The sequence below is a fragment of the Streptomyces sp. DG2A-72 genome, assembly GCF_030499575.1.
Taxonomy (GTDB): domain Bacteria; phylum Actinomycetota; class Actinomycetes; order Streptomycetales; family Streptomycetaceae; genus Streptomyces.
Genome location: NZ_JASTLC010000001.1, coordinates 7108543 through 7134592, shown reverse-complemented (window position 1 = coordinate 7134592; position 26050 = coordinate 7108543). Strand labels below are relative to the sequence as shown.

Sequence of the window (26050 nt, the reverse complement as noted above, 5' to 3'; positions counted from 1 at the left end):
CGTTACGGCTCCAAGGCGCAGGTTCTCTGCCCCGCGTGCTGGGCGGCCGATGCCTCGCCCCCAGGGCTCTGCGTCCTGATCGCGCGCGGTCACCCGGCGGCCGACACCGCACCTTCCCCAAAGGCCGCGACGTCGCCGGGCGCCATGTCCTCGCGGAGCCGGGCGAACCGCACCGGGTGCCGCCAGACGCCCCTGTCCTGCTCGGTGTCCACGTAGATCTCCGCAACCAGCTCTGGCTCGATGAGGACGACGTCCAGCGGCGTGCGGGATCCCCACGACGTCGTGAACCGTACGCCGTCCCAGGGGTGCCCACGCCCGGCGGCGGTCAGGTGGAGGGCAAGACGCCGGGCCGCCTCGGAGTGCAGTGGGGTGCTGCGGGCCACTAGCCGCAGCACCCCGTCCTGGTTGTAGCGGCCGAGGAGAGCAGCCTGGGGGCGGCGCAGTGTGCCGGTGATAGCGCCGACGATGGCTTCGGTGCTATCACGGCGGCACTGGTGAAGTGTCGGTATTCGAGAGTCGCAGTATTCGGCCTTGGGACTGGTGGGCTCGCATGTTGAGGTGTCGCGTATTCGCGAGCCGCTTGGCGTGCCGGACACGGTGAGTGATCGCTTGGGCATCGTGGCTGCCGCGAGTACTGACTTCGGCTCGTCAGGGTGATGTTGGGATGTCGAGGCTCAGGAAGTTCAGTAGCGCCGTACGCGCCGTTCTCCATAACCTCCACCACTGGTGGCCAACAGTGGCGTATCTCCCACGGTGCCGACTTCCAAAACCTGTCAGCCCTGAACTGTTCGCGCATCCGCCGACCAGGAGTGGGACCCCTCCCGGCCAGCCGACTGTAGGCTCCTGCGGCACCGACGGTCGGGAGGCAAACATGGGCTCGTGGCGCAAGTGGATCGAAGCCGGGAGGTCCGTCGCCGATGAGCGTGCTCTCGAATATCTGTCGAACGGTCGACCGAGTAGAGCGGTCAGGTACTTCAAGGGGCGACTTCGGGAACAAAGTAAGCGTCTCGGCTGGGAGCATCATGAAACGCTGATCACGCTCTGCCACCTCGGTGCGGCGTACCGAGAGGCGGGGCGGATCGAGGAATCCGTCACGTTACTTACCCAAAATTACGGTCAGCTCCAGCGGCTCTTTGGGAACCAGGACGCAGCCACAATACTTTGTGTATCCGAGTTGGCGGCGTCGATCTACGCGGCCGGAGATCGCGATGCCGCGCACAACCTACTCAGTCTACTCAGTGAGGCGCTCGATGAGGCGCGGCGTCTACTCGGTGACGCGGCTGCCGAGACTCTCAGCTTGGAATGTCAACTCGCCCTGTTCTACCGGGCGGAAGGCCGACTCTTCGAGGCGTTGTCCCTGATGTCCACGGCCGGGCTGTACGCGGATGTGCTCGGATCGAACCATTCCGTGACTCGACAGGCCGAGACGATCTGGGACGAAATCGGTGCCGCCGTTAAAAGGATGACGGACAGCTTCAACGATCCTGACCGCCATCCGCTCTCCGCCACTGACCGCGCCGCAGTGTCCATGACCCAGGCAGTGGCGATGGAAATCACCACCATGCGTGAAGACCGTGACGGATTCCAAGAGGTCTGGCACCGAGCAGCCAAGCTGTGGGACTATGCGCGACGCTGGTATGAGACGCACGACGGCGCCGATCACATGAACACCCTAGCGGCGGTAGAGCAACAGGCGGATTGCTTGGTCATCTGCGGGGAGGGTGAAGCAGCTATCCCGCTGCGGGAGGCCGTGTATGCGGAACGGAAGAAGGCGTTGGGACCTGACCACCCCGACACAGTCAAAGCTGAGTACAACCTCGCCAGGGGTTATCTTGAGCATGGACAAGTACCGGCAGCGATTGTGCTCGCCGAGCATGTCGTAGATGTCTGGAAGAGAACGCACGGACCGTCAGACCGGTATGCCCTCAGCGCCATGCGCACGCTGGCGTACGGGCTTCATTCAATGGGCCGCATATCCGAGGCGGAGCCGCTGCTGCAGCACCTTGAGGACAACGGCTGGGAAGTCCGCATCAGCAACGAGTAGGCAACTGACACGGCAGCTGTAGTTCTTGATCACGGCTGGTCGTGACGGCGGTGTCGTCGCTGATGGCAGGTGGTCGCGACGGATTGGTGGTGGCACCGCCAGGCCGTCCAGTGCAGGACGTGGTCACGGTCGCGGAGTGGTGGGGGCAGTGTGAGGGCCCGCAGGAGCCGGATGAGTTCGGGGCAGGTCAGCGGCACGAGTTCGGGCTGTTCCTCGGAGGCTGTGTGGACGGCGGCGGCCGTGAGAGCGAGCACGGCGGCGGCGATCAGGGAGAACAGGGACCAGCGCATCCAGGAGTTCCAGCAGGTCACCTGGCCCTGGTCGAGTCCGGTGAAGCCCTTGGCGAGTTGAAAGGTTTCCTCGATCCGCCACCTGCGACAGATCACTTCCACCAGCGTGCCGAGCGAGACGTCGCCGGGAGCCCAGCAGCGGAAGAAGGACACCTCGCCGGTGCAGCGGTGCCGCCGTGCGACCAGCACACTCGTCCCGGCTCCGGCCTCGCTCTCGTCGGGAGCATCGTCGGGACGGACCTCCAGCCAGGCCCCCGTCGTTGTATCAAACGCATCATTGTTGCGTCCATATCGAGCGGCGCTGGTCAGCCATCGAAAGAGCTCAGGACATCCCCGAGACAGCGTCTCTGATCAGCGGGAACGCCTGAGACAGGGCATTACGAACTGTTGCAGCCAATGCAATTCATCCTGTTTCGGATCTTGTACCAGCCGCGAACCCCTGGCAGGTACCTTTGCTCCGCGCCCTTGATCACGAGACCTTCCACGCCGGGCACCTCGGTCCATGAAGTCAACCACTCTTGCGCCGTCCGTACATCGCTCGTCTCGGGGCACAGCGTCCACGGCGCGGCCAGCCGGAGGCGGGTGAACAGCTCCTTCAGCAGCGTGCGCCGGCGGACGTACGGCTCGCGGAGCGGCTGCCTGCCGTCGGCTTGAAGGGCATCGAAGACGGAACCGCGCGAGTTCCCAGAATCCTGAGTCACGAAGCAGAGGAACCCGTAAGTGAACCCCCCATCAGCCCTGGAGACGCGTACGGGTTGGCTTACGGGGCCAGGCCGGCCTCGGGGCAGCGCCGCCGTGGCACCACGTGGTGGCTGGTGCTCAGGCACAAGAATTGCCGGAGTCAGGGTGCGCGCGGCGATCGCAGACCAACCTCGGCCAGCACAAAGTCGTCCGCCACGCGAATCCAGTCGCACCGCCGCCTAAGGCTCAGGCGCCTGCGGTTGCTGATGGCGACTCATCGTCCCAAGCAAGCCTCCCTGTTGGGCACGGTGCGCTTACGGCTCACTGCGTCACTGCCAGGTGCGCACCCGGTTCCCCCACGCCCCCGGCTGCCTGCGCTGTACCGGTTCCCTGAGGTGGCTGAGTCTCCTGATGCAGACAGCCCCACAGGAACACAGCCTCACGGCAGTCCATCAGCCCATACGAACATTTCACCCACAGGTGCGGCATTCACGACGACAGCGAATAGCCGCACAGCACGCACGGACATGTACACGGCGTGAAGCTCTCGAATCACCTCCTCCGCGCCGGACTTGTGGCCATCACCTCCCTCGCGGTCACCGCCCCAACAGCCCACGCCGAAGAGACTCTCCCCCTGCACTCGGCCGTTGCCGCACTGCCGGTCGCCGACGAGGACCGCACCGGCTACGACCGGGACCTGTTCAACCACTGGATCGACGCCGACCGCGACGGATGCTCCACCCGCTCCGAAGTCCTTCTCGATGAAGCGACGATCGCGCCCGAGGTGACCGGCCGGTGCACCCTCACCGGGGGCCAGTGGTACTCGTGGTACGACAATCAGTACGTAACAGGCGCCCGCGGCCTCGACATCGACCACCTCGTCCCGCTCGCCGAAGCCTGGGACTCCGGCGCCTCCGCCTGGAGCGCACAACGGCGCGAGCAGTACGCCAACGACCTCGGCGACGAACGCGCACTGGTCGCGGTCACCGCACGGTCCAACCGGCAAAAAGCCGACCAGGACCCCGCCACATGGCTCCCCGACACCACGGTCGTCTGCCGCTACGTCGCCGACTGGACCGTAATCAAACTCCGCTGGGCACTGACCGTCGATACCACCGAGCAGCAGACCCTGACCGACCTCGCCGCCGACTGCCCCAACACACCCGTCACCTACACCCCCGCCGGCTGACGGGCACAGCCAAGCTCCCCGCCCGTGCCCGACCGCAGCCCCACGCGCTCTGCGCGGCCAGACGGCGGCTGCGCCGTCGGGTACGGCCGGTGGCGCAGCGGCTTCCTCGGGCCTCAACGGACTCGGACAGGTACCTCCTGTCCGATACCTGGCACGAGCAAGACTCCCGCACAAGCCCGCCGGAAGCCCCGACTCAGCGTCTCCCCCTCAGTCCGTGCCGTTCCACTGCACCCTGGTCCAGCAACTGCGCACGATCGGGCGAAGTCACCCCGAAACCACCCTTCACCGTCAATTCGCCGCCGTAGCCTGAACCTCTGCAAGCCACCGCCGAGATCCGGAGTACGGATGATCCGCGCCGACAGCTTCATTGGCCGACTCGTACAGGCGCTGGCCGCCGCACCTCCCCCCGCCGAGACTCCCAAAAGCTGGGGACGGCGGCTCGTGGCCGCACTGGCCGCGCGCCCCGCAACGGACGGTGCCTCCGCCTCCCGCCGCACCGGCACCCGAAGCCCATCCACACCCGACTGAGACCCGGACACCGCCGCAGGAGCCGCTCCACTAATAGTTGCCTGCACCCCGGAGTGCGGTAGAGGACGTCCGCGCGGACGCGCCCGGTCTCCACGAGCCGCGCACGGCGGCAGTGACGTCGCCGTCGGCGGCATTCAGGTGTTCACCGTTTTGCGGTCTCGCCCATCTGCTGGTGAGCCGACTCGCTGCTCTCGGTGAGGAGGGTGGCGGCATCGCGTCGGGTTGCCACTGCTGAATCCGGCCGTGCCGGGAGGGAGTTGGTGAGGTGGGGCCGGTTGCCGGCCGTGGCGAGCAGGATGCTGATCCGGCGTGCGAAGTCGGGGCCGGGTGTGGGCAGGTCCAGCTCGGGCCGGCGGAGGTAGCCGATGGCGACGGCGGTGGGGACGTAGGTCATGAGTGCGGTGACGGCGGCTGAGCGGGGGCGGGCCTGGTACTTCGCCAGGTGCCGCAGGACCCTCAGGATCGTCGTGGTGGAGGTGCTGACGAGCTGGTGGTCTGCCGGGTGCCAGGAGGCGGGGGCTTCGGCGGTCGTGCTGTCGGTGTCGTGGGCGGGTGGCGTGGGGGGTGGCTGGACGTCGTCGGTCTGGCGGTGCCACCAGTCGGCCGTGTCGCTCTCGCCGAGGGACAGGTGATGGAGGTAGAGGCAGTACGCGGCGGCGGGCTGTCCGGCGCCGGCGGCGTACTGCCACCAAAAGCGTGCTCCCTCATCGGTGTCGGTCAGTTGCAGCACGCAGGCCAGGACCAGCGCGCTGCGGGGTTCGGGAACCTGCTCGGTGACGAAGTTGGAGACGGCGGTGGCCGGGGTGTGGGTGAGGAGGGTTTCGCACAGCGCGCGCAGGTCTTCGGCGGCCGCGTTCGTCGTGTCCGTCTTCCTGGGCTGCTCTGCGTCCGGCTGTTCACCGCGGTGTGTGGAGAGGGTGGAGGGCACGATGTCGCGGGGGACGGTGCGGTCGCGGACCAGCAGAGCCCTGGAGAGGATGTCTTCGATGCGGCGGGTCATGCGGTGTTCCCTTCGGTCTCGGGCGGGCAGATGACGCTCTCCAGGAAGTGCACGGCGTGGCGCTCGTCCGACTGCACGGTGGCCGGCGGGACTCCGAGCAGGGCTGCGACGTCCTCGGGCGGGATCCCGCACAGGCTGCGCAGGACCATGACGTCGAGCTGGTGGTCGGGCAGCCGGCTCATCGCCTTGAACAGCCCGATGCTTTCCGCCATCTGATCGGCACGGTCACTCTCGGCGGTCAGGGCCTGCAGGGCGACGGTGTCGAACGCCGACCATCCGAATTCGGGCCGGCCGTCCACGTGCGGCGTCTTCGCCATCACCGTGGCGCGCAGGACGTTCCAGGCGAATCGCCGGGTGTCTGCGCTGGCGAGCGCCTCTTCCCAGCGCAGCCACAGGATGTCGAAGGTGTCGGACACCGCGGCGTCACGCACATCGTCCTCGAGGAAGACCTGGGCGTAGAGGCTGTAGTGACTCTCCACGAGTTCACGGAAGGCGCGGTGGTCCAATGGCGGGGCTGCATGCGTGGCGGTCAGAACGGTCTTCTCGGTGCACCGTTCAATCCACTCCCGGCTCTTGTGCGCCTCGAACGCCGCCTGCCGCCACAGCTGGTACAGCGGCCAGTAGGGCATGTTCAGCTCGCGGGACAGGCTGAAGAGGATCTCCCACCGCGGGTATAGGCCCGTCCCGCGCAGCAGCTCGGAGATCTTCGACTTCGCCAGCCGCACCCGGTCGCTGAGGCAGCTCAGGGTCAGCCCGCTGTCCAGGTACGCGTCACGCAAGGGCTCCAGCCAGGCGCGGTGGGCGCTGCTGGTTTCTTCCGCGATCGGCCCGAGCTTGCGGCCGGGCCGTGTCAGGGTGCGCCGTGCCGGTGGTGGTGCCGGCGGTTCGAAGGGCGTGGTCACGGGGCGCCGCCCTCCTTGTCCCCGACCGCCGCCTCGGGCTGTCCCGGGGCTGGCGCGCCATGGGAGCGCGTCACGAGGACGATCTGGTGCACTGTCAGCCCCAGTGCCGGGGCGAGTGTGGCGATCGCGGCCGTCTGGCCGAACGCCACCATCACCACGCTCCAGGCGAACACTGTCACCGTCGCCGTGGCGATCATTAGCTGCTTGGTCATCCGCAACTTCCTTCGGGTCGGCCGATACACCGAGCGGCCCCATCCGAAAGCCGCCAGGGATCCCCGGTAGGCGGGTGCCGAGCCGCCGCCGGGGAGGTCAATCAGCATGGCCACAAACCGATTTGCTACGCCACGTGATCGCGAAATCACGGAACAATGACAATCACAGGGCGTCACCCCGGCGCGCACACCTGACCGTTCCATCACCCCTAACGCCCAGCTCGCAGCGCCTCGGGGTGGAAGTTCCCGGTTTTCCTTGCAATCGGAGCGCCCACCCCCGTCAATGGAAACAGGACACCTCATCGGTGTCGGCCTTCCATCCGGAAGGGCCCGCTCCCGTGCCGAGAACAATGGGGAGCGAGCACACGGCTCTCGCCTGACCGCAGTTGAAGGCCAGGCGAGAGCCGAAAATGTCCCCGGGCCGGCAGCGCCCATTCCGGGCTGTTCGCCGTCAGCGACAGCAGCGTCCGCCTGATCTGGGACTGTAGGACGTTCGGTGTAACTCCCGATCATGGAAGATGCATCGATGACCAGTGAGAACGTGTCCAAGTCTGAGGCCGTCGAGCCCGCGAAGGCTGTGTCGGTGAAGGCCGTTGACGACCAGTTCATCGACGAGCTGGTGGGCCGAGCCCAAGCTGAGGGCCTGCAGCTGACCGGCGAGGGCGGACTTCTCCAGCAACTGACCAAGCGGCTGTTGGAGTCGGCCCTGGAGGGCGCGGGTCATTTTGCCCCTGGTGGCAGCCTCCTTAACGGCAGGCCCACTACGCGTGCGAGAGCGGGTGTGCGGCGCCACGTAGGTGGTCCGGGTCAGGGGGGCAGGTTCCACCAGGACGTGATCCCTGGGATGGGGCTGGTGTCGGTGCAGGTAGGTGCAGCAGCGACGGGGGCAGTGGGAAGGGAGGCGGGGTTCTCGGGATTGAGGTAGCGGTGTGAGGCCATGCCCCAGTCGAGGTTGCCGCGGATCCAGGCGTCGAGGTCGGCGATGTAGCAGCGGGTGGGTTCGGTGACGGTCGGCAGCACCTGGTCGCGCAGGCGCAGGTACTGGGCCAGGACACGGTCGCGCAAGGCCACCGCCTCGCGAAGAGCCTCGCCGAGCGGGAGGCGGTACGTTCGGGCGAGGACATCGATGAGGTTGATGCCGTCGTCGGCGCGTAGGGCCTCCTTCCAGTACGAGATGATGTCGTTGTCGAATCCAACCGTCTCGCCGCACATTTCGCTCAGGGCCCGGATGGCAGGGGATTCCATTTCCGGGCCGGGGACTTCGTAGCCTCCGGCAATGTCGAGGGCAGCGGCACAGACCGGCATGGCGCCGTTGGAGATCCGGGCGATGAGGTAGGCGGGCAGGTCAGGGACGGTTCCGTGTGCCCGGTGCCCCGCCTCCCAGACCTGGTAACACAGATACGCCCGCAGGGCATGGACCCACCGTGACCTCTGAACCGGCGAGCTGTCGCAGTTCAGGCGCCGACGCAGGTCGGCCAACGCCACCATCACGGGGTGCTCGGTGCGGGGCTGGCCCGTCTCGGCGGTACGCATCATGTCGGCGACCAGGAAGGCCATGCGGGCGGGGTCACGGCGATACGTTCCTTCATCGCAGAAGCTGTCGTCAAAGGCACAGAGCCACATGATCTGGTCGGTCGCGAACTGTGCAAGGCGCAGGTCCGTGGCCCGAGGGAGAATGCGGGCGCCGAGCTCTCCTACGGCAAAGGATGCCAAACGGCGGTCCTGGGCTGGGTCGGAGGCCAGTTTGAACTGCCTCATCCAGGCGACGGCCGAGGTCTCCAGCTGATACCAGCCGGGATTGAGGGCCTCTGGCACGGGACACCACAGCGCGGGAACATCGAGTCGGCGTGAAGCGGCGTCTGCGGCATCGTGCTGCATGGTATTCCCTCAGAAGTCAAGCAACCCGGCGGCCCCAGAGCCACTCCGGCACGATGGCTCACCAGCAGGCACAGGCCGGTCACCACCGGCATGCCAGGGGCGGCCCATCGGCGCCCAGCCCCCGTTTCCCTCCAGCCTGGCATCTTCTCGACATCACCAGGCAGAGGCGCAACCAGCGCACTCAGGGGCGCTCGAAGCACACGGAATAACCGCTGCACGCCCGGCCCAGTGTTATGAGCCCACACACGCCTCCGGCCACGGCAGCTCCACCCCCACGGCCCGGCGTCGAGCCTCACACCAGACGCTCGGTTCGCCGCGTCGACCAGGATGCCCTGACCCTGCTGCGCGCGCTGCGCAAGGAGGTCCTCCTCCGGGCCGACTGAACGGCACCGGTCAAAGTGACAAACGGTCAAGAATCAGTGGCACCGAAGAGCAAGGAACGACACGGCGCGAGCGACGTTCACCGCCGCCCCGGCTGCTTGAGCCCGGCGAGCTGCCTGGTCACCGGGGTGCGGGGGCGAGGCGGATGGTCCAGGGGTGCAGGCGGATCCGCTGGGGCGGGGCCGGTGGGGGTCGGCGGGCGTTTGGACTCGCGCCAGTCGGCCACCGGTTTCGTCAGCCGACGCGTCAACAGCGTCATGACAGTCCAGGCCAGGTGAGCCTCGGAGTGCTGGGGAAGGTAGGAGCCGCGACCTCGGCCACAGGCACTTACCAGCGGAACTCTTCTTCGGGGACGAACCGCTTCGTCGTCCAGTTGTCGACCCATAGCTCGGTCGCGTGAACGGGGGCTTCGATGACGAAGGGCTTGCCGTTGTCGTCGATGGTGAAGGTGTCCTTACCGAATGAGTCCTCCCAGTCCGCCTCGATCGTCCATTGGCAGGTCCTCTTGGAGTACGCCTCGACACGGAAGCCAGACGGGTCGCCGTCGGCGCTGAGGGAGTCGAAGCGGCGTGCCTGGTAGGGGCCGGAGCCCTTTTCGTCCTCAAGCTCGGCGACGGGGTGGGGGTCGTCGAGATCGAATGTCAGCTGTGCCGGGGCTCCGCCCCCTTGGGATGTGAAGCTGATGACCGTCACGGCCTTGGAGGTACGGCAGGTCGCTTCATCGACGTTCGCCCGGAACTGGTTGATGACGACCGGCTTGGTACGGGTCCCCCGAAGCTGGAACGTCAGCACGACCTCGGGTCTCTCGAGGATCGGGCGGGCGCCGATCGACCGCGCCCAGTGGGCCAGACGGTCCTTGCTGCGCGGGTCGTTGAGGTCGATCCCCCTCAGCACACGGGCCTCGGCCGCGGTGAGCCTCCGGTCCAGGGCCCAGGACTGGTACGCGCCCCCCTTGCCGTGGCCGCTCCAGTCGTAGACGGGATCGGTCTGTGCGAAGGGCGGCTCCTGCTGGTCGGCGCGGTCCTGCGCCTTGCCTTCGCTGGAGTGCACGTGGTCGGTTACCGGAGGAGCGGTCTGGATCCAGATCCCGAACAGCGCCGCGCTCGTGGCGAGGATGCCCGCGGCGGTCACCGTCGCCACTCGCTTACCCAGGGGAATTCCCTCGCTGCCCGGGTTGAGACAGTCCAGGAGGAAGCGCAGGCCACGGCGGAGGTGGCCGGCGTCTGCCGAGCCGGAGGCCGGTTCCCGCGCCGACGGTGCCGGTGGGCGAGGGCGTGCGGTACGGCGCGTGCGGATGCGTGGCGCCCGCGGGCGCGATCCCTGCCGTTCAGTCATCCCTGCCCCCGGTGAAGCGTTGTTGAAGCGTGGAACGCGCGGTGTCCGTCACGGTGTATGCGCTTCGGAACGAAGCCCGTGCTCCGACTCCGCCAGCTCCCCCTCAGCCGTGCACGCTAAGCACGGCCGGGGAGTGCGCACTCAGGGGTGCGTTGGATCCAGGAGCCAGGGAACGGGTTTCGGAAACCCGCATAAACTCGCAGATTACGAAGATCGCTCGCGGAATCTGCGTGTGATTGCAGGAATCTCACACCCCTGTGGGACAGCTCGAACATGGGTCGTCTACCTGACGACTTCGTCCGATCGCGCCCCTGGGGTCCGCCCAGGAACCCGCGCGTACTCCAGCTATGAAGTGTGCGGGAATCTCCTCAGCCAGCCGCCCAGCTGCGCCCCCGCTGGACGCGGCCCGGCGCTGCAGCGCCTCGAACGACAGCTGTTCGCGCGACCACACGACCACTTCCCCATCGAGGACCAGGCCGTCCGGCAGATGCCCGGCCGCAGCGGCGAGATCAGGAAAGCGGGACTGAATCAGGCTCCCCCGGCGGGACTGGATCAGCACCGGTCCGGGCGCCGGGCATGGGGTGAAGACCAGCGCCCGGTAGCCGTCGAACTTCGGCTGAAAGACCAGCTGGCCTGGAAGGGTTCCGGGTGCGGGCAGCTGGTCGCGGGCCTGCGCCAGCATCGGTTCCACCGGCGGTCGCAGCACCATACGTCCGGTCTACGGCGCGGTCGCTTGGCGCGCGACTTGAACGGGCCCGGTCAGGGGTTGTCCACAGGGCTGCGCGCGGTACAGGGCTGGCAGATCCTCCTCACGGCCGGCGTAACCGACGACGAGCGGCAGCTCGTTTACAGCACCAAACGATCGCTAATCAACGCATACCGCAAGGTAGTTCGGGTAACTGGCGGTCTCCCGTCGCGCTGGCCGATGATCGTAGAATCACCGCATGTCGGTCGTCTCACACCTGTACCACGGTGAGTTGAGTGACTGGTGCGAGGCACGGCTGCCCGGATCGTCCGAGGCGGCCCGGCACATGGCGGACCAGGTCCGAGACCGCTTCGTCACGCGCCCGGAGGGAGCGGTCGACAGACACCACTGGAGCCAGGCCGGCCGGGCCTTCACCCTGCGCCTGGCCGCACTGATCCAGCCCGCCCCACCCTATGCGGCACTGCTGGGACTGGCTGGCGCCGGGCTCGTCTCGCGCTCCTGGGCAGACGCCCAGGCGGCGCGCTATCCCACCCACGCTGGTCTGCCTGAGGATCGCCGCGAGCGGGCACTGGACATGCGTCCGACACCGAGCGACTGGATCGACCTCAAGACGGCACGCGAAGCGGGAGCGACAGTCGGCATGGTGTTCACCTCCGCAGAGCGGGGACACCGCGGTTTCTCCCGTCCCGGCCTGCCGGACGAACCGGTACTCGGCGAGCTGTTCAACCGGATGCGCGACTACTTCACCGCGCACGCCCCGCTCGGACGGCTCGGCGGGCCAGGGCAGGAACGGGGCCTGGCCCGGCTGAGCTGGATCCTCGCCGCGTTCCAGTACGCCTACCGCAACAACAGCATCGAACACCCGCTGTTCCGAGTGTTCCGAGAGGATATTCCGAGCGTCGAGGAACTGCACCGTAGCGCGCACAACGAGGCAATCGCCGACCCCCTGGCCCTCACGCAGCGGCTGATCACCTCGGGTGCCCTGGAGCAGATGCGCCGCCTGGCCGGTGATCCGCCCATCGGCACGCCCTGGGGCATCAACTGCCCGGTGATCTTCGACCACTGGGACGATCACACCTTCGTCCTCGACGGCCCCGACGGCGCGACCCTGCTGGAGATCGCGAGCGTGGTCACCGCCGACGTCGCCACCAGCCGGGCACGCCGCCGCATCTGGAAGCTGCTCGCCGGCGCGTGGCTCGACACTGCCGACACCTTCCGCATCCGCACCCTCGCCGTGTACTTCGCACGACACGGCGTACTGGTCGTCTGGCCGGTGGCATCCCTGACCGAGCTCCTGCTCGAGGGCCGCGACCCACAGGAGGCCAGGAACGAGTTCGTTGGTCTGGCGACATGCCTGCGCGACAAGGATCGCGCCCGCCGGTCCGCGTGGCGCGCAGGCCGTGACCTGTAGCAGACCAGCAGGGCAAGTCCGGCAGTCGCTCGTGGGCGAGGGGGCCCATTCCCATCGGAATCCGCGTAACTGCACCCGCCTCGGCCGTACGGCATCGGCACCGGTGCGGGCAAGATATTCTTCGGGCTCGCTCGATCGAGTGCGATGGATCCTGGCGAGGTCGCAGGGTACGAAATCCGGGCATGCGTGAGGCCCCAGGAATCCGCCGCGGCTTGGATCCCTGGGGCCTTACGTCGTGGGTCAGGTTTGGTCAGTCCTCGGACACGTCGCCGTCGGGACGACGTCGGCGTGCTGCCAGGACCGCGCCGCCACCGGCGGCGATCAGGAGGCCCGTACTGCCGAGCAGCCATGGGGTGGCGTCGGCGCCGGTGTGGGCGAGCGTGCCTTCGGGAGCCGGCGCCGAGGTACTCGATGCGGCCTGGCGCGCGACCGGGACGTCGGACGCCGAGGCGGACGGTGAGGAGGCGCTGCCGTCCTTACCAGGCTTGTCCTGAGTCGGACTGTCCGACGTCGGCTCGTCCTGGTTCGGCTTGTCGGACGGCTTCTCCGAAGGATTGGGCCTCGGCGTCGTGCTGGCGGTCTTGGCGTTGGTGATGGTCACGGTGACCGATTCGCCGGGCTTCGCGGTGAAGGCGCGCGCGGGCTTGTAGAGGTCGTACCCGGCCGGTGCCTTGATCTGCTTGCCCCAGAAGCTGGTGCCGGTGCGGCTGTTGACGGGCAGCTGTGCAGTGGCCGTGCCGTTGGGGCCCGTGGTGAGCGTGAGGACGGTCTTGTCGCCGGTTCCGATGTTGACGGTGGATCCGGCCAGCGGCTTGCCACTCTTCTCGTCCCTGGCCTTCAGCAGGAGGGAGGCGGGCTTGAAGGGGTCGATGATCGTCAGCGGTGCGTCGGCGCCCGGAGTGACGATGACGTCCTGGTCATCGACCACGTCATGCAGCGGGCTGCCGCTGGAGACCTCCTTAAGCCGATAGACACCCGGGGCCAGGTCCTTGAAGGCCAACTGGCCGTCGGCGTCGGTCGTGCCGCTGGCGGCCTGCTGGCCTGTGGAGTCGAGCAGGGTGAACGTGGCGCCGGCGAGAACGTCTCCTCCGGGATCCTTCTTCAGGATGGTGACGCCGCCGGTCGCCGCCACATTCAGCGGGGTGATGCTGGTGGTCGGTGTCGGCTCGGGGGTCTGCGCCGAGGCAGCGGGGGCCAAGGCCATCGTGCCAGTCACGGCTGCGACGGTAATGGTCGCGGCGGGAAGGCTGCGGGCAGAGCGGGTGCGCAAGTAGGAACTCTCCTGGGTGGGACGCGGGCAGGGCTGCCCGCCGGTAGCGAGCGGGGTGAGGCCGGTCAACGGGTACTGCGGGACGGCTGGCCCGTCGGGGAGGGCGGTGCCGGACGGGCTCGCGCTGGACGGTGTGTGGGGGCGTTGATCGCGTAGCGGCGGGCGGCGGCCCGTACGAGGTTCTGCTGGTCCTCGATGGACAGCGTCTGGATGCGGGCCAGGCCCTGGGCGATGGAGATGCCGAAGGGTGAGCCCGCGGGCAGGCCGGCGGCTTCGACGATCTGGGCGGCGGCATCGGCTTCGACGAGGATGCCGTACTCGGCGGGAATGTTGAGCAACTCGGCGGCGTGGTAGCGGCAGCCGTCGATGGCCTCGGCCAGGGTGAAGTCGTCTTCCATGACGTTCTCGACCAGGTCGAGCATGGTCAGCGTGGCGGAACGCAGCCGGGCGCGGAAGTCCGGGTCCGTGAGCCAGGTGCCCTGCGGTCTGGGCAGGGAGTGGGCCTCGGGCTCGGCGGTGCGAGTGGCCTCGGGCTGCGGTCGGCGCCGGAGGGCCAGCCAGCGGGGCGGGGTCATGTATCTCCGTGTTCGGGAAGCGGGTCAGCGTGTTCGTGTTGCTGAGGCGCCGGCCGGGGCGGTGGGGACGTTGCGCGCCGTACGGCTCCGGCTGCGTACGGGCGGAGCGGTCTGCCAAGCACCGGGAAACCAGACCGCCGTGTACCGCTCGATCGCCGCACGCAGATGGGCGACGTGCGCGCCCTGCCACGGCACCCAGTCCGGCCGGTCTTTGAAGACCCGGATGATGCCGTAGCCCATCTGCCCCGGTTGCGTGTTGCGGGCTGCGTCACGGTGGGCGAAGGTGCCGTGTTCGGTGAACGACAAGGCGACGGCATCGAGTTCACCCTTGTCCGGGTGGATGACGGCTAGGCGCAGGCCCCCGTATTCCTCGGCGACGATCGTCCGTGAGAAGTCGATGCGCAGCCGGAGTGGGCTGCTGGGCAGCGGAGTGGCGTAGTACGTGCTGCCGACGACCCAGCCATCGGCGAACGGGAGCGCGAGGTGCTCGGTGAAGAACTGCTGGGCGTGCAGGGACACTTACCAAATGCCTTCTGGCGTGCGTGGGAAGGAGGGATCGTTCAGCGGCGTGGGCCGGTACCGGCTGCGGCGGGAGCCGCGGCAACGGTGGTGGTGCTCCAGCGAGGGACGCTGCGGGTGCCGAGGGCCGGCGGGCGGCGGGCGGCGGCGCGCTGGACGTCGAGCGGAGTGGGTACCGGGGGTGCGGGTGGTGTGACGGGGGAGAGCTGTGCGGATTCGCGCAGCCAGGGAAGCAGCGAGTCCTTCCAGCGCGGCAGGGGCGCCGGGTCGGCCACACTCTGGGTGATGGCCTTGACCAGGGCGGTCGGTGTGTGGGTGGAGGCGGTGGCGTACCAGCGGGCGTGGCCGCTCTTCGGGCCGCCCCACAGGTACCAGCGGGCCTCCAGAGTGGTGAGTTCCTTTGCCGGGTCGAGGCGGCCGGTGGTGTATTCGAGGGTGGCCATTCCGTCGGGGGGCTGTAGTTCCATCACGCCCCAGCGCGGGTGCTGGAACTGCCAGCCGTTCTTGATCAGCGGGACCACGGCGTCGAAGGCGCCGAGTTCGGGGTCCTTGAGGTCGGGCGGGGCCAGATACGTGTCGGGTCCGGCCGTGTATGCCTGGGCGAGGGCGGTGGTGAAGGCGGTCACGAACTCCGTGGGGGCGGAGTCGTTGAAGCTGACGCCCCACGCGGGCGGGCCGAAGCGGTCGCGGTAGGCGTTGATCCTCCACAGTCCGTCGTCGTCTCCTTCGGGCAGGTACCCGAGGCGGATGCGGTGGTCGGGCGCGGTGACGTAGGCGTTGCCGAGGTCGTCATGACGGAGATCAAAACCGAGCGTGAGGAGAGGCTCCAGCGCGGGGTCGCCGGTGAAGGTGCTGCCGGCGAGGTAGCGCGGGGAGACGTAGACGTCGCCGTCGATCTCTTCGGTATCGGGCACAGGGGTCCTGGGGGTCGGGGTGGAGCGGTGGCAGGCGAGATCAGGTGCTGGTGCCGCGCGGGGCTGCCGGCGTGCGCACGGCGGCCGGGCCGGCGGGGAGCAACTGCTTCTCCAGGTCGGCGGGTTGGCCGGTGTAGTGCAGGGTGCGCAGGCCCAGAGCGGCTGCCGTCTGGCAGTTGTCTTCGCGGTCGTCGATGAACAGGACGCGTCCGGGGTCGGCGATGCCGGTGGCTGCGAGGGCGTGTTCGTAGGCGGCCGGGTCGGGCTTGCACAGGCCCAGGCGGGCCGAGTACAGGGCGTCGGTCATCAGCTCGCGCCGCCAGTCGGTGGCATCGAGGGTGTCGCTCAGGAAGTGCGGGGCGTTGGAGAGCAGCACCATGGGCAGCCCCGCGGCACGGGCGCGGCAAAGGATGTCGAGGACGCGGTCGTCGGTGTGGATCCACATGGCGGTGTCGGCGGCGCGCAGGGTGCGCAGCAGCCGCGGGCCGGGGTGGTGGCCGAGGACCTTGGCCCAGTAGGCGAGGTCGCTGAGCTCTCCGGCGTCGTACGCCTCCCTAGGAGCCCAGAAGGCGTCCTGGAAGGAGGAGATGTGCCCGCTGGACCATTCGGCGAGGTCGGCGAGGCGGGTCCACATGGCGAGGGTGGGCTGTCGGCCCAGAACACCGTTGTAGTCGATGATCACGGCGGCCAGGGCGGCCGGGGAAGCGGAGGGGCTGGTCAAGGGGCGAGGGTCTCCAGGGCTTTGTGGGACAGGGCGGCGACGGCGGCTGCGAGGAGGGCGGGCAGCAGCAGCGCGATCGGCAGGGCGGTGAGGGTGGCGAGGCCGCCGATGAGGGCGGGTCCGGCGAGCAGGCCGACGTAGCCGGTGACCGCGACGGTGGCGACCGCGCGGGGTCCGCCGGCTCCGGCGGCGGTGATCAGGCTGGGGATCGTGACGGACAGGCCCAGGCCGAAGGCCGTCCACCCGAGCAGTGCGAAGGCGATGGTGGAGCCGGCCAGGCCCGTGGCGAGACCGAGGGCGGCCAGGGCGGCGCCGGTGCGTACGACGGCGGGGGCGCCGAAACGGGTGGTGAGCCGGTCTCCGGCGAGGCGTCCGACGGCCATGGCTGCGCTGTAGAGGGCGAACGCCGCCGCGCTGACCGTGGCTGTCGCATCGAGGTTGTGCAGGTGGATGGCGGCCCAGTCGGCGGCGGCCCCCTCGCCCAGCAGAGTTGCGGCCGCCAATGCGCCCAGCAGCCACAACCGGGGCCGGGACAAACCCCCGCGCTCGTCCGGGCGCGGTGTGCCAGGGGTGTGGACGGGCTCGAGTCCGGGGGTGGCAACGCAACGGGTGCGCTGAGCCGTCGCGCAGGCCGCTGCCGTGGCAGTGGCCGAGACGCCGGCGAACAGGACGGTGTGGGAGGTGTGCGCGGTGGCCGCGGCCACTGCGGCGCCTGCGAGGGCGCCGAGGCTGTAACTCGCATGCAGTCCGGCCATGATCGGACGCCCGTGGGCGTTCTGGCAGCGGACGGCTGCGGCGTTGACAGCCACGTCGAGCACGCCGTGCGCGGCGCCGAAGACGAACGCCACCACGAGGAGGGTGTCCAGGCTGCGGCATGCCCCGAGGGCGGCGAGGCAGACGGCGAGAGAGATGGCGCCGCCGGTCAGCAGCGCGGGGAGTCGGGCCGGGTGGGCGAGGCGTCCTCCCGTCTGCAGTCCGGCGACCATGCCGAGGGCGGCGGCCAGCAGGACCAGGGCGAGCTCGGCGGTGCTCAAGCCGGCGGTCTTCTGGACGGCGGGCATGCGCGCGCCCCACACCGCCATCACCACACCGAGACCGGCGAAATACCCGGTCAGCAGACGGCGGCTGCGCACCAGCTCGGTCGCCACGGCGTGGCTCACGCGGCGAGGCCCTCTCCGGCCGGGTCCGTCTGCGCAGCGGCAGCCACCTGGACGTCGAGGTTGCGGTATGCCTCCTGGGTGCGGGCCTGGGCGACGGCGGCACTCGGGCCGGTGGTGATCAGGAGGCCGATGCGCGCGGTGAACAGATCTCCTCCGTCCTGCGGCAGCACGAGCTGGTCGCCGGCCTGTCGCTGGAAACGGACACGCTCCAGTCCCCTGGTCCGTTCCGTAAGGCGGCAGACGGTGAGGGTGCCGGAGTAGGCCGGATAGATGAAACGGATCGCTGCGGCCTCGCGGCGGGTGGGGGTCAGGTCGGGGGCGCGTCCGCAGGCGATGTCGGCGGCGGCACGGGCGAGGTCGACGCCGGTGGCGAGGTGGACGAGGTGGCCGATCAGGTCGCCGGCGATGCGCGCGTTGACCTCGATCAGCCTCGGGCGGCCGGCGACCAGGCGCATCTCGACGTGGCTGATCCCGCCTGTGATGCCCAACGCGGCGATCGCGGCTTCGGCGGCCGGGGCCACGGTGGCCAGCAGTGGGTCGGCCGCGTCCACCGTGTGCGCGAGTTCCTCGAAGTAGGGCTCCAAGCCGACGGTCTTGCGGGTGACGGCGACGACCGTGGTCTGGCCCTGGAAGGTGGCGCACTCGACGCTCACCTCGTCCCCGTCGAGGTACTCCTCGACCAGGACCTCGCGGCTCTCCACGCCACGTCCTGCCGTCTGCGCGGCGATCGCGGACGCGGCGGGCAGTTCGCCGGGGGTGTTGACGCGGATCACGCCGATGCTGGCCGCGTGCGCGGCGGGCTTGAGGACGACCGGGTAGCCGATCCGCGCCGCGGCCTGGACGGCTTCTTCGACGGTGCGGACCCGGGCGGACGCGGCCGAGGGCACCCCGTGGCGGGCGAAGAGAGCGCGTGCGGTGGCCTTGTTGCGGCAGCCCCGCATCACCTCCGGCGGGCTGGCGGGCAGGCCAAGCCGGCGGGCGAGGCGTGCGACCGGAACGAGATACCACTCGGTCCAGGTCATGATCCCGGCCAGGTGGTGGCGTGCTGCCAACGCATGGCCGGCCACGGCCAGGGCGGCCTGGTCGGTGGGATCGGCGACTTCCCAGTCTGTGATGAAGGCGCGCTCCCACGTGGGTTCAACACTGGTGACCAGGACCACGTCGTAGTGAGCTGCGATGTTCTCCAGACAGAACCCGCGGTATGCCTCGGCCTCCATGTCCGCGGCGGCGACGATCAGGACGACCGGGTTACCGGTACGAGAGGACAAGCAGGGCTCCAAACAGGAAAGAGGAAAGGGGCAGTCGAGGGCTGGGATGCGGGCAGGTCAGGGGGTTCGCCGGCGCCGCAGCTCGAAGGCGGAGGCCCAGTGGGGGTGATCGGCGATCAGCTTCCGCGCGTAGAGAGCGGTGAAGTTGTTGCTGAGGCCACGGATGCCCTCGGGCAGCTGCCAGCGCACGTCTTCGAAGAGGGCCTTGAGCCCGATGCGGGTGGCCCCCGAGGCCAGCCGCTGGGCGGTCAGCCGTTCCAAAGCCCGGTAGACGTAGGGGTGTTGGGCGTCGAAGGCGAGGAAGCGGTCGGTGATCGTGGGCCTCGATCCCGCGCGGCGCGAAAGACGGGCCGCCGTCCCGGGGTGCTGGTGGGCGCAGGCGTGGGGCGTGGGCATCGGGTGGTCTCCGTGAGGACGAGCGGTCGGCAGCGGGCGGCCGGGTGGGTTCAGGTGAAGGAGGCGCGCAGGCCGGGGACGGTGCGCAGGCGCGCGAAGGTGACGGCGAGGCCCAGGGCCTGCAGGACGGCGCAGCCGGTGATCGCGTGGCCGAGCAGCGAGGGCGGTACGGCCGCGACGAGGATTCCGGCGAGGGGAAAGGGCAGCAGGAGCAGCAGAATGGTCAGGGAGAGGGTGGCGCCGAACACCTCAGGCGGGATGAGGTGGGTGCGCAGGGTCCGCAGCACCACGGTCATACCGCCTTCGCCAGCCATGAGGACAGCGGTGAGTGCGAGGTAGGCGCTGTAGGTGTGGGTGAAGGAGACGGTCAGGCACGCGGTGGCAGCGATCGCCGCGGAGACGGCGCCCACTGGCCACAGGCCGTAGCGGTCGATGGCTTTGCGGCAGACGGCGACCGCTGCGAGGGAGGCAAGGGCGGCGGCCGACCAGATCAGGCCGACGTCGGCGGTGGAGTGCCCGAGCTGCTTGACCACGATCACCGGGGCGGCGGCCTGCAGGAGTCCGACCGCCAGGTTGGACAGGGTCAGTCCGGTCACCAGCCAGCCGAGCGCGGGCAGCGACTGCAGGGTCGACCAGCCCGTGCGCAGCCCCTTGCGCACGGGCTCCGTCTCACGGACCTGCTCGTGGTCTCTTGGGCGAGGGGCGAGGGCACAGCCGAGCAGCGAGAACCCGGCGATCGCCGTCAGCATGCCGGCGGCACCTGTCCAGTGGAGCAGCAGCCCGGCGAGCGCGGGTCCGGCCAGGGTCGCCGTCTGGTCGATGCCGAGCAGGACCGCCTGCACACGGTGGGCACGCGCGTCGGCGGCGCGGGCGGCCACTGCACCTGCGGTCTCGGCGGCGACGTAGGAGAACTCCGTGAGCGCTCCGGTGGAGGCGGCGAGCAGCAGGACGGTGACGGTGGCCGCAACGGGGTCGTTCTGCTGTGGCAGGACGAGCGCGACGGCGAGCACGACCAGGGCGCGCGCCGCCGAAGCGAGGCGGAAGACTCGGCGGGAGCCGTAGCGGTCGACCAGGGCACCGGCCACCGCGAATGTCCCCAGGCGGGGAATCCACTCCAGTGCGAACGCCAGCCCGGTCAGGGCCGCGGAGTCGGTGGTGGCCAGTACCAGCAGGGGGATGCCGTACGTGGTCATGGCGAACGCGGCGGCGTCCATGCTGCGCGGCAGATAAACGCCGCGCAGCAGCGGGGAAACCGGCCGGCGGGAGGGCCGACTTCCGGTGCGGGCTCTCACGCAGCGTGCTCCGTCTCATCCTCCGTGTGGGAGGAGCGGGATGCCACCGCGTGCAGGACCTGCGGGTGCGTCTGGAGCCACTCGGCCAGCGCGTCCCGCAGCTCCGCAGGCGCGAAGGCCGCCTCGGCTCGGAGGACGGTGCCGAGCAGTTTCAGGGTCTGCTGGACGCGGGTGACGAAGTCGCTGGCCTCGCTGGGGTATTGGTGGGTACGCGACCAGCGGGCGACGGTGTCGTACACCTCGGCGAGGTCCTCGCCCGCCTCGGTGAGCCGGTAGCGAGCCGGTGCACGGTCGGCGAAGTGCACCAGGCCGAGCGCGCGTGCTACGTCGGTGGCGTAACGCAGCTGGTGTCGGGGAAGGTCGCCGAAGGCGCCTTGCAGGCTGCCGCGTTGGTGGCTGATGGGGCCGTTGTCGTCGATCTCGCTGACCAGCCGGATCAGAGCCGGCAGGGACAGTGCGCTGACCACGCGGCCCGTGTGCGGATGGTTAAGGATCGCGGTGCGGCTCATCGGCGCGGGCCTCCTGCCGGGGAGACCGTCAGGGGGCGGGCGGGTGTCTGGTGGGAGAAGAGGTCGCCGCCCCGCCACGCCGGGGCCGCGGTCGGAGCAGTGGGGGCTGCGGGAGCCGGGAGGCGTGTCTGGGTGGTCAGCCACGGCCCGGAACGCGTCTGGGCGGAGGCGGGTGCCTGCCCCCACAGCGGGTGGGCGCCGGCGGTTTCGATCGGGCGGCCGGCCGCCCAGGCCGAAAGGCTCTGGAAGACGGGCGCGAGGGCCCTGCCTGTTGCGGAGAGCTGATACTCGCCGACGCCCGTGGCCGTAGAGCGGTTGACGACCAGGCCGTCGGCGACCAGCCGGTCCAGCGGCAGGTAGACGGCGGGCAGCCCGTAGGTCGGCATGGCCTCGGCGGCCAGGGCCTTCGCGCTCGCCGCCCCACGGGCCTTCAACGCCCACAAGATCGGGGTGGTGTGCCGCGGGCTGATCAGGACAATGGTGTCCTCGGCATTCTGGGCCGCGGGAATCCGCTCGGGCTCCATCTCTCCCGTGCGCGCGTTGCGTACGAGTTCCTTCTCCAGGTGTTCGTCCCCCCAGGCAGCGATGACAGTGAGGGCGGGCAGCAGCTCGGTTGCCCGCGCCGTCAGGCTGTAGGTGACGTGGCGCGGGCCGTGTTCGGTGCGCTGGATCAGACCCGAGTCGGTGAGCTTGCGCAGCCGGGGGTTCAGCTGGCCGGAGTGCAGCCACGACAGCTGAGACCTGATCTCCATGTAGCGCAGCGGCTGTTCGGCGAGCGTCATCAGCGTCCACACGCTCCAGCGCGGGGCGAGCATGTCCAGCGACTCGGTGACGCGTGCGAGGTCAGTGCGGGTGGTGCGGGGCAGACCGGTGGCGGCCAAAGGGGGAACTCCTCAAACGGGGGTGGGGAAGGTCAGCGAGTGCGGGCGGCAGCACGCGCGGGCGCAGCAGCCGGTGCGGCAGCGGGTACGGGCTCAGGACTCGCCGCCGGGGCGGGCACGCGGTGCAGACTGGCCAGGACGCCGCTCAGGGTCTTGGCGTAGACGTCGCGGGTGGCGACGGAGTCGGCGATCCGGCGGGCGCAGTCGAGGATGTGGACGGCCTCGACGGAGCCGATCTGACGTTCCGGGTGGGCCAGTTCACGCAGCCGCTGCAGCTGGAAGGCGATGTTGCGCTCGGCGAACTGCAGATCGGTGAGACCGCTGATCAGGGCGGCCAGCATGCTGCCCTCGGGATTGAGGTCGGCGAGGGCTTCTAGGTCGGCCAGCGGCTTGGCGTAGAGGTCCTCGATGCGCCCGGCGATCTTCTGCGAGTCGCTGGCGGAAGGCTGGGACAAAGGGTCGGTGGGACTTTCAGGGGCGGTGGGCTCGCACCGCCCCGGCGCGCGAGGACGCCGGGACGGGCGAGGCAACGGCCGTGATCTTCTGCTGGGCAAACTGGACGGGCCAAGGTGGGCGCTGGCCGCGCTCGGGCATGGTCCGCAGGAGCTCACCGAGGGCGGCGATGTAGCCGTTGCGTCCGGACAGCGCGGCCTCCAGCCACTGGGCGTCGAAGCGCAGATCGTCGGCGGACAGCTCGTTCATGTCCCGGTCGCCGGCGGTGGCCTGGTGGACCCGGTCCCGTACCCGGGCGACCTGTTCCTCGGCCACCACCAAGAAGCTGCGCAGCTCCAGCGCGCGCACCAGGGCCGCGGAGGCGTCAGGCCCTGTCGCCTGCGCATACAGCTCTCGGACCGGGGCTCCGAACGCCTGCTCCAGCAGGCTGTCCTGGGTGGAGGTCTTGTCGATCACGCTCATCGGACCGCTCCGCGTACAGGAGCCTGGCCGGCGGCGGGCACGGACGGTGCGGTGGTCGCCAGGGCCGGGCCCCGGCGCGCCGCCGGCGAGCGCCACAGGGCCGTGCGGTTTCCGATCGCCTGGGGGTCAAGGAGGTGGCGCACCGTCATGACGCGTCCCTGCCGCACGGCGTGCGCGACGTTCACCGTGCGCGCGAGCCGCATAACCTGCTCGGGCAGCTCGACGAACTCACCGTCGGGCACAGCCTCCACGTGCCGGGCGAGGGCTTCGGCAAGGACGTCTTCGGCCCGGTCCAATACCTGCTGGGCCTCGCTGAGCAGGCCGTGCCAGCGCACGATCGTGACGGCTTCCGGGCTGGCCTGGGGAGCGGCGGATACAGCTTGGCGCAGCGCGGCGATCGGCATCTGGAAGCGGGTCTCTATCTGCTCGGTGAGAACGCCCAGCACATCGTCGACATCGGGCACAGCAAGCTCCTTTCCGTGGGCATTCGGGGAAACAGGGCCGCTATTTCACGACCCAACCGCCTTACAGATGGCGGCAATTCAGAACAGACTTGGCCGGGGCAGCTTTCTGGCTAGTCCAGGCACATGCCGACGGAGCGGTAGACGTAGGTGGCGGAGACCCAGCCCTTGACGCCAGTCGTCCTGTCGGTGATGTAGCGCCACTTTCCGCTGGTCTTGTGCACGGTGAACTTGTGGCCCCGGTACAAAATCCCGACGGCGGTGGACGTGGCGGACGCCTTGGACCGGATGGTGACGGCCTTGGTGCCGACCACCCACGGCCCCGGACCGGTGCAGGACGGGTCGGTCATCGAGGCAGGCACCTGGGCGGGTACGGCGCTCGCAGCGGTCGCGGAGACCAGGGGCAGAGCGAGGGCGCCGAGAAGCGCAGCCGAGACGGCTATTCGGGTTGAGCGCATGGGGAATTGGACTCCATAGAGGGGAAGGAAAAATGCAGGAACAGGCCCGGGCAGATCCCGTGCGGGCCGAATTCAAGAGTCCGGAGAATCCCCGGTTTCGGTAACCGGGGATGTGCTGCTATATTCCGCACTCGCATACGCGGAACGGCATCCGTACCGGCACGAAATGGCGTGACACCGGGGGAAGTTCTCGTATTCGGCTCAGCGGCTCGGGCCGCGCGGCGGCGTGGGGCGTGCCGGAGCCGCGGGCAGCGTGGTGCGGCGGGCGGGTGGTGCCGGGGCGGGCAGCGGGATGTCCTCGCCGCTCCAGTGCGCCTCCCACCAGGTCGTGGCGGCCTCAAAGGAGGCAAAGCCGCCCTCGCGCAGCGTGTGCGTGAAGGTGTCGGCCTCTTCCAGCAGCACCCGGAACGGCACGGGCGCCCTCTCGTCGAGGGCGCGCAGGAGCACGGTGGTCTGGACGGGCTCGCTGTCGTGGGTGTAGCTGGTCAGGAAGGCGAAGTGGTCGCCGTCGCGGCGCAGCCGCTCCTCCAGCGCCCGGGTGGCGTCGTCAGCGGGCATGGTGCCCATACCCTGCGGCAGGAGGATCTTCTCCTCGGGGCAGCCGCGGGCGATCAGCCAGGACTGGGCCATGGCCGGCAGGGGCAGCTCGGCGTGGGCGAAGCGGAAGGTGCGCGAGACGGTGTCGCGCTTGAGGTGCAGGGCGACGATCTGGGGCTCGCCGGGGATCCCCCAGGTGACGGCCCCGTTGTGCAGGACGTAGAAGCCGTGCTGGTCGTCGCTGGTGTGGTGCTCGGCCAGGACGGTGAGCATGTCCTGCTCGATGGCGATGTGCTGCCAGAACTGCTCGTCAACGCGGTCGTTGACGGCCTCGTAGCCGTCGAGGCGGAAGTCCGGTGTGGATGTGGGCATCGATGCTTTCGGATCGCAGGCAGGAACGAGGAGTGCGCGAGTGGACCGTTGAGGCGTTTCAGCGCCGAGGGGCGGACGCAGCCGGCCAGGCTCCAGCCCGCCGCACAGGCGGCAAGGATTGTGGTCCGGGCGGTCGCGGCGCGACGAGGAGTGAGCGGCCGGCGTCGGTGAGGGTGACGGGCTGCCCGGCGTGCAGCGGGTGGGAGTCGTCGCGTGCGACGAGACCAGCCTGCTCCAAACGACGGAACTGGCTGTAGGTGACCCGGGTGCCAGAGGCGGTCACGACCGACAGGCGCTGGGTCAGCAGGTGTTCCCGCAGTGTGGCGCCCTGGGCAATGGCGAGCAGGGCCGCATGATCGGGCGGAGGCAGCTCCGCCGACGGACCGGTCCTGCGACTTCGGGTGGCGGCTTCCACGGGCTCCAGCGCCGCCTTGACCTGTTGCTCGCGATCATCGCGTGTGGCGGCGGCCTCCTCCAGCGTGGCGACGGTGCGGTTGATGCGCGTGAACAAGGCATGGTCGACGGCGAACTCACCGGAGGCCAGCCTCTGGAGCTGGACCCGGTAGAAGGTCACGGTGTGTTCGGCCTGGACAAGAGCGCGGTGTGCGTCAGCCAGGCGGGCATGCGGCTCGTCGAGGAGGTCGCGGTCGCGGTGCTGCCACAGCTGATCGATGCTGTGGCCAACAGCCGCCTCAATGCGGTGATCGAGGGCCGTGAGCGCCTTCTTCGCAGGCGGAGGAGGAGTGGGAGGCATGGGCGGTTGGTTTCTCGGTGGGAGTGATCACGACGGCCCGCTGTCGGCAGACGTTTCGCCGAGGGCAATGCGGACATCGCGGTGGGTGCCGTCGCGTGTGTGTACGGCTGGGCCGAGGGAAGCGAGAAGACGCAGCATCGGGATGTTGGAGGCGTCGGTGTACGCGCTCAGGGTGTGAGCGCCCCGGGAGCGGGCGGCGTCGGCCGCGTGCCGGGCCAGTGCAGTGCCGATGCCCTGGCGCTGGCGGGCGTCGGCGACCTGCAGTCCGAGGTCGACGACGCCCTCCTGGTGGCTGACGGGGCCGACGCAGACGAGGCCGACCGGTTCCTCGTCGGCGTCGAGCCCGATCCAGCACTCCGCATGGGCGAGCAGCCGCGAAAGGTCGCGGCGCGCGAAGCGGGTTCGGCCCCAGCGGCGCAGCAGGCTCGTCTGCGAGCAGTGCTGGTGGAAGGCGTCGACCAGGTGCCAGTCCCGGGCCGTTACCTGTCGCG

Annotated in this window: 30 protein-coding genes; 3 read left to right on the top strand and 27 right to left on the bottom strand. The window is 69.4% G+C overall.

Features of this window, described 5'->3' with window-relative positions:
- Nucleotides 1-89 precede the first annotated feature (89 nt).
- The gene (locus QQY66_RS34070; protein WP_301984150.1) at nucleotides 90-617 is read right to left on the bottom strand and encodes a hypothetical protein; all 528 of its coding nucleotides are present in this window, start codon (nucleotides 615-617) and stop codon (nucleotides 90-92) included.
- A gap of 254 nt (nucleotides 618-871) precedes the next feature.
- On the opposite strand from QQY66_RS34070, the gene QQY66_RS34065 reads away from it, so the two are divergent.
- Nucleotides 872-2044, top strand: a complete 1173-nt coding sequence (locus tag QQY66_RS34065) for a tetratricopeptide repeat protein (RefSeq protein ID WP_301984149.1) — start codon at nucleotides 872-874, stop codon at nucleotides 2042-2044.
- A 29-nt stretch (nucleotides 2045-2073) separates the two neighbouring features.
- Here QQY66_RS34065 and QQY66_RS34060 read toward each other — a convergent pair whose 3' ends face one another.
- Nucleotides 2074-2523 (bottom strand): hypothetical protein, encoded by a 450-nt coding sequence (locus QQY66_RS34060; RefSeq protein ID WP_301984148.1) that lies wholly within the window; start codon nucleotides 2521-2523, stop codon nucleotides 2074-2076.
- 188 nt (nucleotides 2524-2711) lie between these two features.
- Nucleotides 2712-3035, bottom strand: a complete 324-nt coding sequence (locus QQY66_RS34055) for a hypothetical protein (RefSeq protein ID WP_301984147.1) — start codon at nucleotides 3033-3035, stop codon at nucleotides 2712-2714.
- Nucleotides 3036-3553: 518 nt separating this feature from the next.
- Between QQY66_RS34055 and QQY66_RS34050 the strand changes: the two genes are divergently transcribed.
- A complete protein-coding gene (locus QQY66_RS34050) occupies nucleotides 3554-4204 on the top strand; it encodes an HNH endonuclease family protein (RefSeq protein WP_301984146.1) in 651 nt (216 codons plus the stop codon).
- Between the two features lie 670 nt (nucleotides 4205-4874).
- Here the strand turns inward: QQY66_RS34050 and QQY66_RS34045 are convergent.
- The 6 genes from QQY66_RS34045 to QQY66_RS34020 all read right to left on the bottom strand — a co-directional run bounded on the left by QQY66_RS34045 (nucleotide 4875) and on the right by QQY66_RS34020 (nucleotide 11149).
- A complete protein-coding gene (locus tag QQY66_RS34045; protein ID WP_301984145.1) occupies nucleotides 4875-5732 on the bottom strand; it encodes a hypothetical protein in 858 nt (285 codons plus the stop codon).
- The gene (locus QQY66_RS34040; RefSeq protein ID WP_301984144.1) at nucleotides 5729-6634 is read right to left on the bottom strand and encodes a sigma-70 family RNA polymerase sigma factor; all 906 of its coding nucleotides are present in this window, start codon (nucleotides 6632-6634) and stop codon (nucleotides 5729-5731) included. Before QQY66_RS34040 ends, QQY66_RS34045 begins: the two co-directional genes overlap by 4 nt.
- On the bottom strand, nucleotides 6631-6846 hold the full coding sequence (locus QQY66_RS34035) for a hypothetical protein (RefSeq protein WP_301984143.1): 216 nt from the start codon (nucleotides 6844-6846) through the stop codon (nucleotides 6631-6633). The genes QQY66_RS34040 and QQY66_RS34035 overlap by 4 nt, the downstream gene beginning before the upstream one ends.
- 807 nt (nucleotides 6847-7653) lie before the next feature.
- A complete protein-coding gene (locus QQY66_RS34030) occupies nucleotides 7654-8661 on the bottom strand; it encodes a hypothetical protein (protein ID WP_301984142.1) in 1008 nt (335 codons plus the stop codon).
- Nucleotides 8662-9432: 771 nt separating this feature from the next.
- Nucleotides 9433-10245, bottom strand: a complete 813-nt coding sequence (locus tag QQY66_RS34025; protein WP_301984141.1) for a hypothetical protein — start codon at nucleotides 10243-10245, stop codon at nucleotides 9433-9435.
- 442 nt (nucleotides 10246-10687) lie between these two features.
- Entirely contained in the window at nucleotides 10688-11149 is a 462-nt protein-coding gene (locus QQY66_RS34020; RefSeq protein ID WP_301984140.1) for a hypothetical protein, read from the bottom strand.
- A gap of 235 nt (nucleotides 11150-11384) precedes the next feature.
- Here QQY66_RS34020 and QQY66_RS34015 point away from each other — a divergent pair, with 235 nt between their 5' ends.
- Nucleotides 11385-12557, top strand: a complete 1173-nt coding sequence (locus QQY66_RS34015) for a hypothetical protein (protein WP_301984139.1) — start codon at nucleotides 11385-11387, stop codon at nucleotides 12555-12557.
- Nucleotides 12558-12807: 250 nt separating this feature from the next.
- Here the strand turns inward: QQY66_RS34015 and QQY66_RS34010 are convergent, their stop codons facing one another.
- From QQY66_RS34010 to QQY66_RS33925, 18 genes are all read right to left on the bottom strand, one after another.
- Nucleotides 12808-13773, bottom strand: coding sequence for a collagen binding domain-containing protein (locus QQY66_RS34010; protein ID WP_301984138.1), 966 nt, complete (start codon nucleotides 13771-13773; stop codon nucleotides 12808-12810).
- A 119-nt stretch (nucleotides 13774-13892) separates the two neighbouring features.
- Nucleotides 13893-14402 (bottom strand): hypothetical protein, encoded by a 510-nt coding sequence (locus QQY66_RS34005; protein WP_301984137.1) that lies wholly within the window; start codon nucleotides 14400-14402, stop codon nucleotides 13893-13895.
- A 24-nt stretch (nucleotides 14403-14426) separates the two neighbouring features.
- Nucleotides 14427-14921: a hypothetical protein gene (locus tag QQY66_RS34000; RefSeq protein WP_301984136.1), complete on the bottom strand. Its 495-nt coding sequence runs from the start codon at nucleotides 14919-14921 to the stop codon at nucleotides 14427-14429.
- Between the two features lie 41 nt (nucleotides 14922-14962).
- The gene (locus tag QQY66_RS33995) at nucleotides 14963-15835 is read right to left on the bottom strand and encodes a DUF317 domain-containing protein (protein ID WP_301984135.1); all 873 of its coding nucleotides are present in this window, start codon (nucleotides 15833-15835) and stop codon (nucleotides 14963-14965) included.
- A 40-nt stretch (nucleotides 15836-15875) separates the two neighbouring features.
- Nucleotides 15876-16556, bottom strand: coding sequence for an HAD family phosphatase (locus QQY66_RS33990; protein WP_301984134.1), 681 nt, complete (start codon nucleotides 16554-16556; stop codon nucleotides 15876-15878).
- Nucleotides 16553-17716, bottom strand: coding sequence for an MFS transporter (locus QQY66_RS33985; RefSeq protein ID WP_367667012.1), 1164 nt, complete (start codon nucleotides 17714-17716; stop codon nucleotides 16553-16555). The genes QQY66_RS33990 and QQY66_RS33985 overlap by 4 nt, the downstream gene beginning before the upstream one ends.
- Nucleotides 17713-18933, bottom strand: coding sequence for an ATP-grasp domain-containing protein (locus QQY66_RS33980; protein WP_301987587.1), 1221 nt, complete (start codon nucleotides 18931-18933; stop codon nucleotides 17713-17715). Before QQY66_RS33980 ends, QQY66_RS33985 begins: the two co-directional genes overlap by 4 nt.
- A 108-nt stretch (nucleotides 18934-19041) precedes the next feature.
- Nucleotides 19042-19380 carry a hypothetical protein gene (locus QQY66_RS33975; protein ID WP_301984133.1) on the bottom strand — a complete coding sequence of 113 codons (339 nt, stop codon included), beginning with the start codon at nucleotides 19378-19380 and terminating at the stop codon, nucleotides 19042-19044.
- 50 nt (nucleotides 19381-19430) lie between these two features.
- Nucleotides 19431-20594, bottom strand: coding sequence for an MFS transporter (locus tag QQY66_RS33970; protein ID WP_301987586.1), 1164 nt, complete (start codon nucleotides 20592-20594; stop codon nucleotides 19431-19433).
- A gap of 74 nt (nucleotides 20595-20668) precedes the next feature.
- Complete coding sequence (locus tag QQY66_RS33965) at nucleotides 20669-21181, bottom strand: hypothetical protein (protein WP_301984132.1); 513 nt, start codon at nucleotides 21179-21181, stop codon at nucleotides 20669-20671.
- Nucleotides 21178-22062, bottom strand: a complete 885-nt coding sequence (locus tag QQY66_RS33960; RefSeq protein ID WP_301984130.1) for a winged helix-turn-helix transcriptional regulator — start codon at nucleotides 22060-22062, stop codon at nucleotides 21178-21180. Before QQY66_RS33960 ends, QQY66_RS33965 begins: the two co-directional genes overlap by 4 nt.
- A gap of 32 nt (nucleotides 22063-22094) precedes the next feature.
- A complete protein-coding gene (locus QQY66_RS33955) occupies nucleotides 22095-22517 on the bottom strand; it encodes a hypothetical protein (RefSeq protein WP_301984129.1) in 423 nt (140 codons plus the stop codon).
- A gap of 16 nt (nucleotides 22518-22533) precedes the next feature.
- Nucleotides 22534-22977 (bottom strand): hypothetical protein, encoded by a 444-nt coding sequence (locus QQY66_RS33950; RefSeq protein WP_301984128.1) that lies wholly within the window; start codon nucleotides 22975-22977, stop codon nucleotides 22534-22536.
- Nucleotides 22974-23441 (bottom strand): hypothetical protein, encoded by a 468-nt coding sequence (locus QQY66_RS33945; RefSeq protein WP_301984127.1) that lies wholly within the window; start codon nucleotides 23439-23441, stop codon nucleotides 22974-22976. Before QQY66_RS33945 ends, QQY66_RS33950 begins: the two co-directional genes overlap by 4 nt.
- Before the next feature lie 110 nt (nucleotides 23442-23551).
- Nucleotides 23552-23896, bottom strand: coding sequence for an SH3 domain-containing protein (locus QQY66_RS33940; RefSeq protein WP_301984126.1), 345 nt, complete (start codon nucleotides 23894-23896; stop codon nucleotides 23552-23554).
- Nucleotides 23897-24097: 201 nt separating this feature from the next.
- Nucleotides 24098-24805: a hypothetical protein gene (locus QQY66_RS33935; RefSeq protein ID WP_301984124.1), complete on the bottom strand. Its 708-nt coding sequence runs from the start codon at nucleotides 24803-24805 to the stop codon at nucleotides 24098-24100.
- A 58-nt stretch (nucleotides 24806-24863) separates the two neighbouring features.
- Nucleotides 24864-25559, bottom strand: a complete 696-nt coding sequence (locus tag QQY66_RS33930; protein WP_301984122.1) for a hypothetical protein — start codon at nucleotides 25557-25559, stop codon at nucleotides 24864-24866.
- A 27-nt stretch (nucleotides 25560-25586) separates the two neighbouring features.
- Nucleotides 25587-25979, bottom strand: coding sequence for a GNAT family N-acetyltransferase (locus tag QQY66_RS33925; protein WP_301987585.1), 393 nt, complete (start codon nucleotides 25977-25979; stop codon nucleotides 25587-25589).
- Nucleotides 25980-26050 lie beyond the last annotated feature (71 nt).

Bases quoted from the DNA above. Each gene is read 5' to 3' on its own strand.
- QQY66_RS33940 (WP_301984126.1), bottom strand. From the start codon at position 23,896: ATGCGCTCAACCCGAATAGCCGTCTCGGCTGCGCTTCTCGGCGCCCTC.
- QQY66_RS34005 (WP_301984137.1), bottom strand. From the start codon at position 14,402: ATGACCCCGCCCCGCTGGCTGGCCCTCCGGCGCCGACCGCAGCCCGAG.
- QQY66_RS33930 (WP_301984122.1), bottom strand. From the start codon at position 25,559: ATGCCTCCCACTCCTCCTCCGCCTGCGAAGAAGGCGCTCACGGCCCTC.
- QQY66_RS34015 (WP_301984139.1), top strand. From the start codon at position 11,385: ATGTCGGTCGTCTCACACCTGTACCACGGTGAGTTGAGTGACTGGTGC.
- QQY66_RS33970 (WP_301987586.1), bottom strand. From the start codon at position 20,594: ATGGACGCCGCCGCGTTCGCCATGACCACGTACGGCATCCCCCTGCTG.
- QQY66_RS34035 (WP_301984143.1), bottom strand. From the start codon at position 6,846: ATGACCAAGCAGCTAATGATCGCCACGGCGACGGTGACAGTGTTCGCC.
- QQY66_RS34070 (WP_301984150.1), bottom strand. From the start codon at position 617: ATGCCCAAGCGATCACTCACCGTGTCCGGCACGCCAAGCGGCTCGCGA.
- QQY66_RS34020 (WP_301984140.1), bottom strand. From the start codon at position 11,149: ATGGTGCTGCGACCGCCGGTGGAACCGATGCTGGCGCAGGCCCGCGAC.
- QQY66_RS34065 (WP_301984149.1), top strand. From the start codon at position 872: ATGGGCTCGTGGCGCAAGTGGATCGAAGCCGGGAGGTCCGTCGCCGAT.
- QQY66_RS34045 (WP_301984145.1), bottom strand. From the start codon at position 5,732: ATGACCCGCCGCATCGAAGACATCCTCTCCAGGGCTCTGCTGGTCCGC.
- QQY66_RS33935 (WP_301984124.1), bottom strand. From the start codon at position 24,805: ATGCCCACATCCACACCGGACTTCCGCCTCGACGGCTACGAGGCCGTC.
- QQY66_RS33965 (WP_301984132.1), bottom strand. From the start codon at position 21,181: ATGAGCCGCACCGCGATCCTTAACCATCCGCACACGGGCCGCGTGGTC.
- QQY66_RS33975 (WP_301984133.1), bottom strand. From the start codon at position 19,380: ATGCCCACGCCCCACGCCTGCGCCCACCAGCACCCCGGGACGGCGGCC.
- QQY66_RS33950 (WP_301984128.1), bottom strand. From the start codon at position 22,977: ATGAGCGTGATCGACAAGACCTCCACCCAGGACAGCCTGCTGGAGCAG.
- QQY66_RS33980 (WP_301987587.1), bottom strand. From the start codon at position 18,933: ATGGAGGCCGAGGCATACCGCGGGTTCTGTCTGGAGAACATCGCAGCT.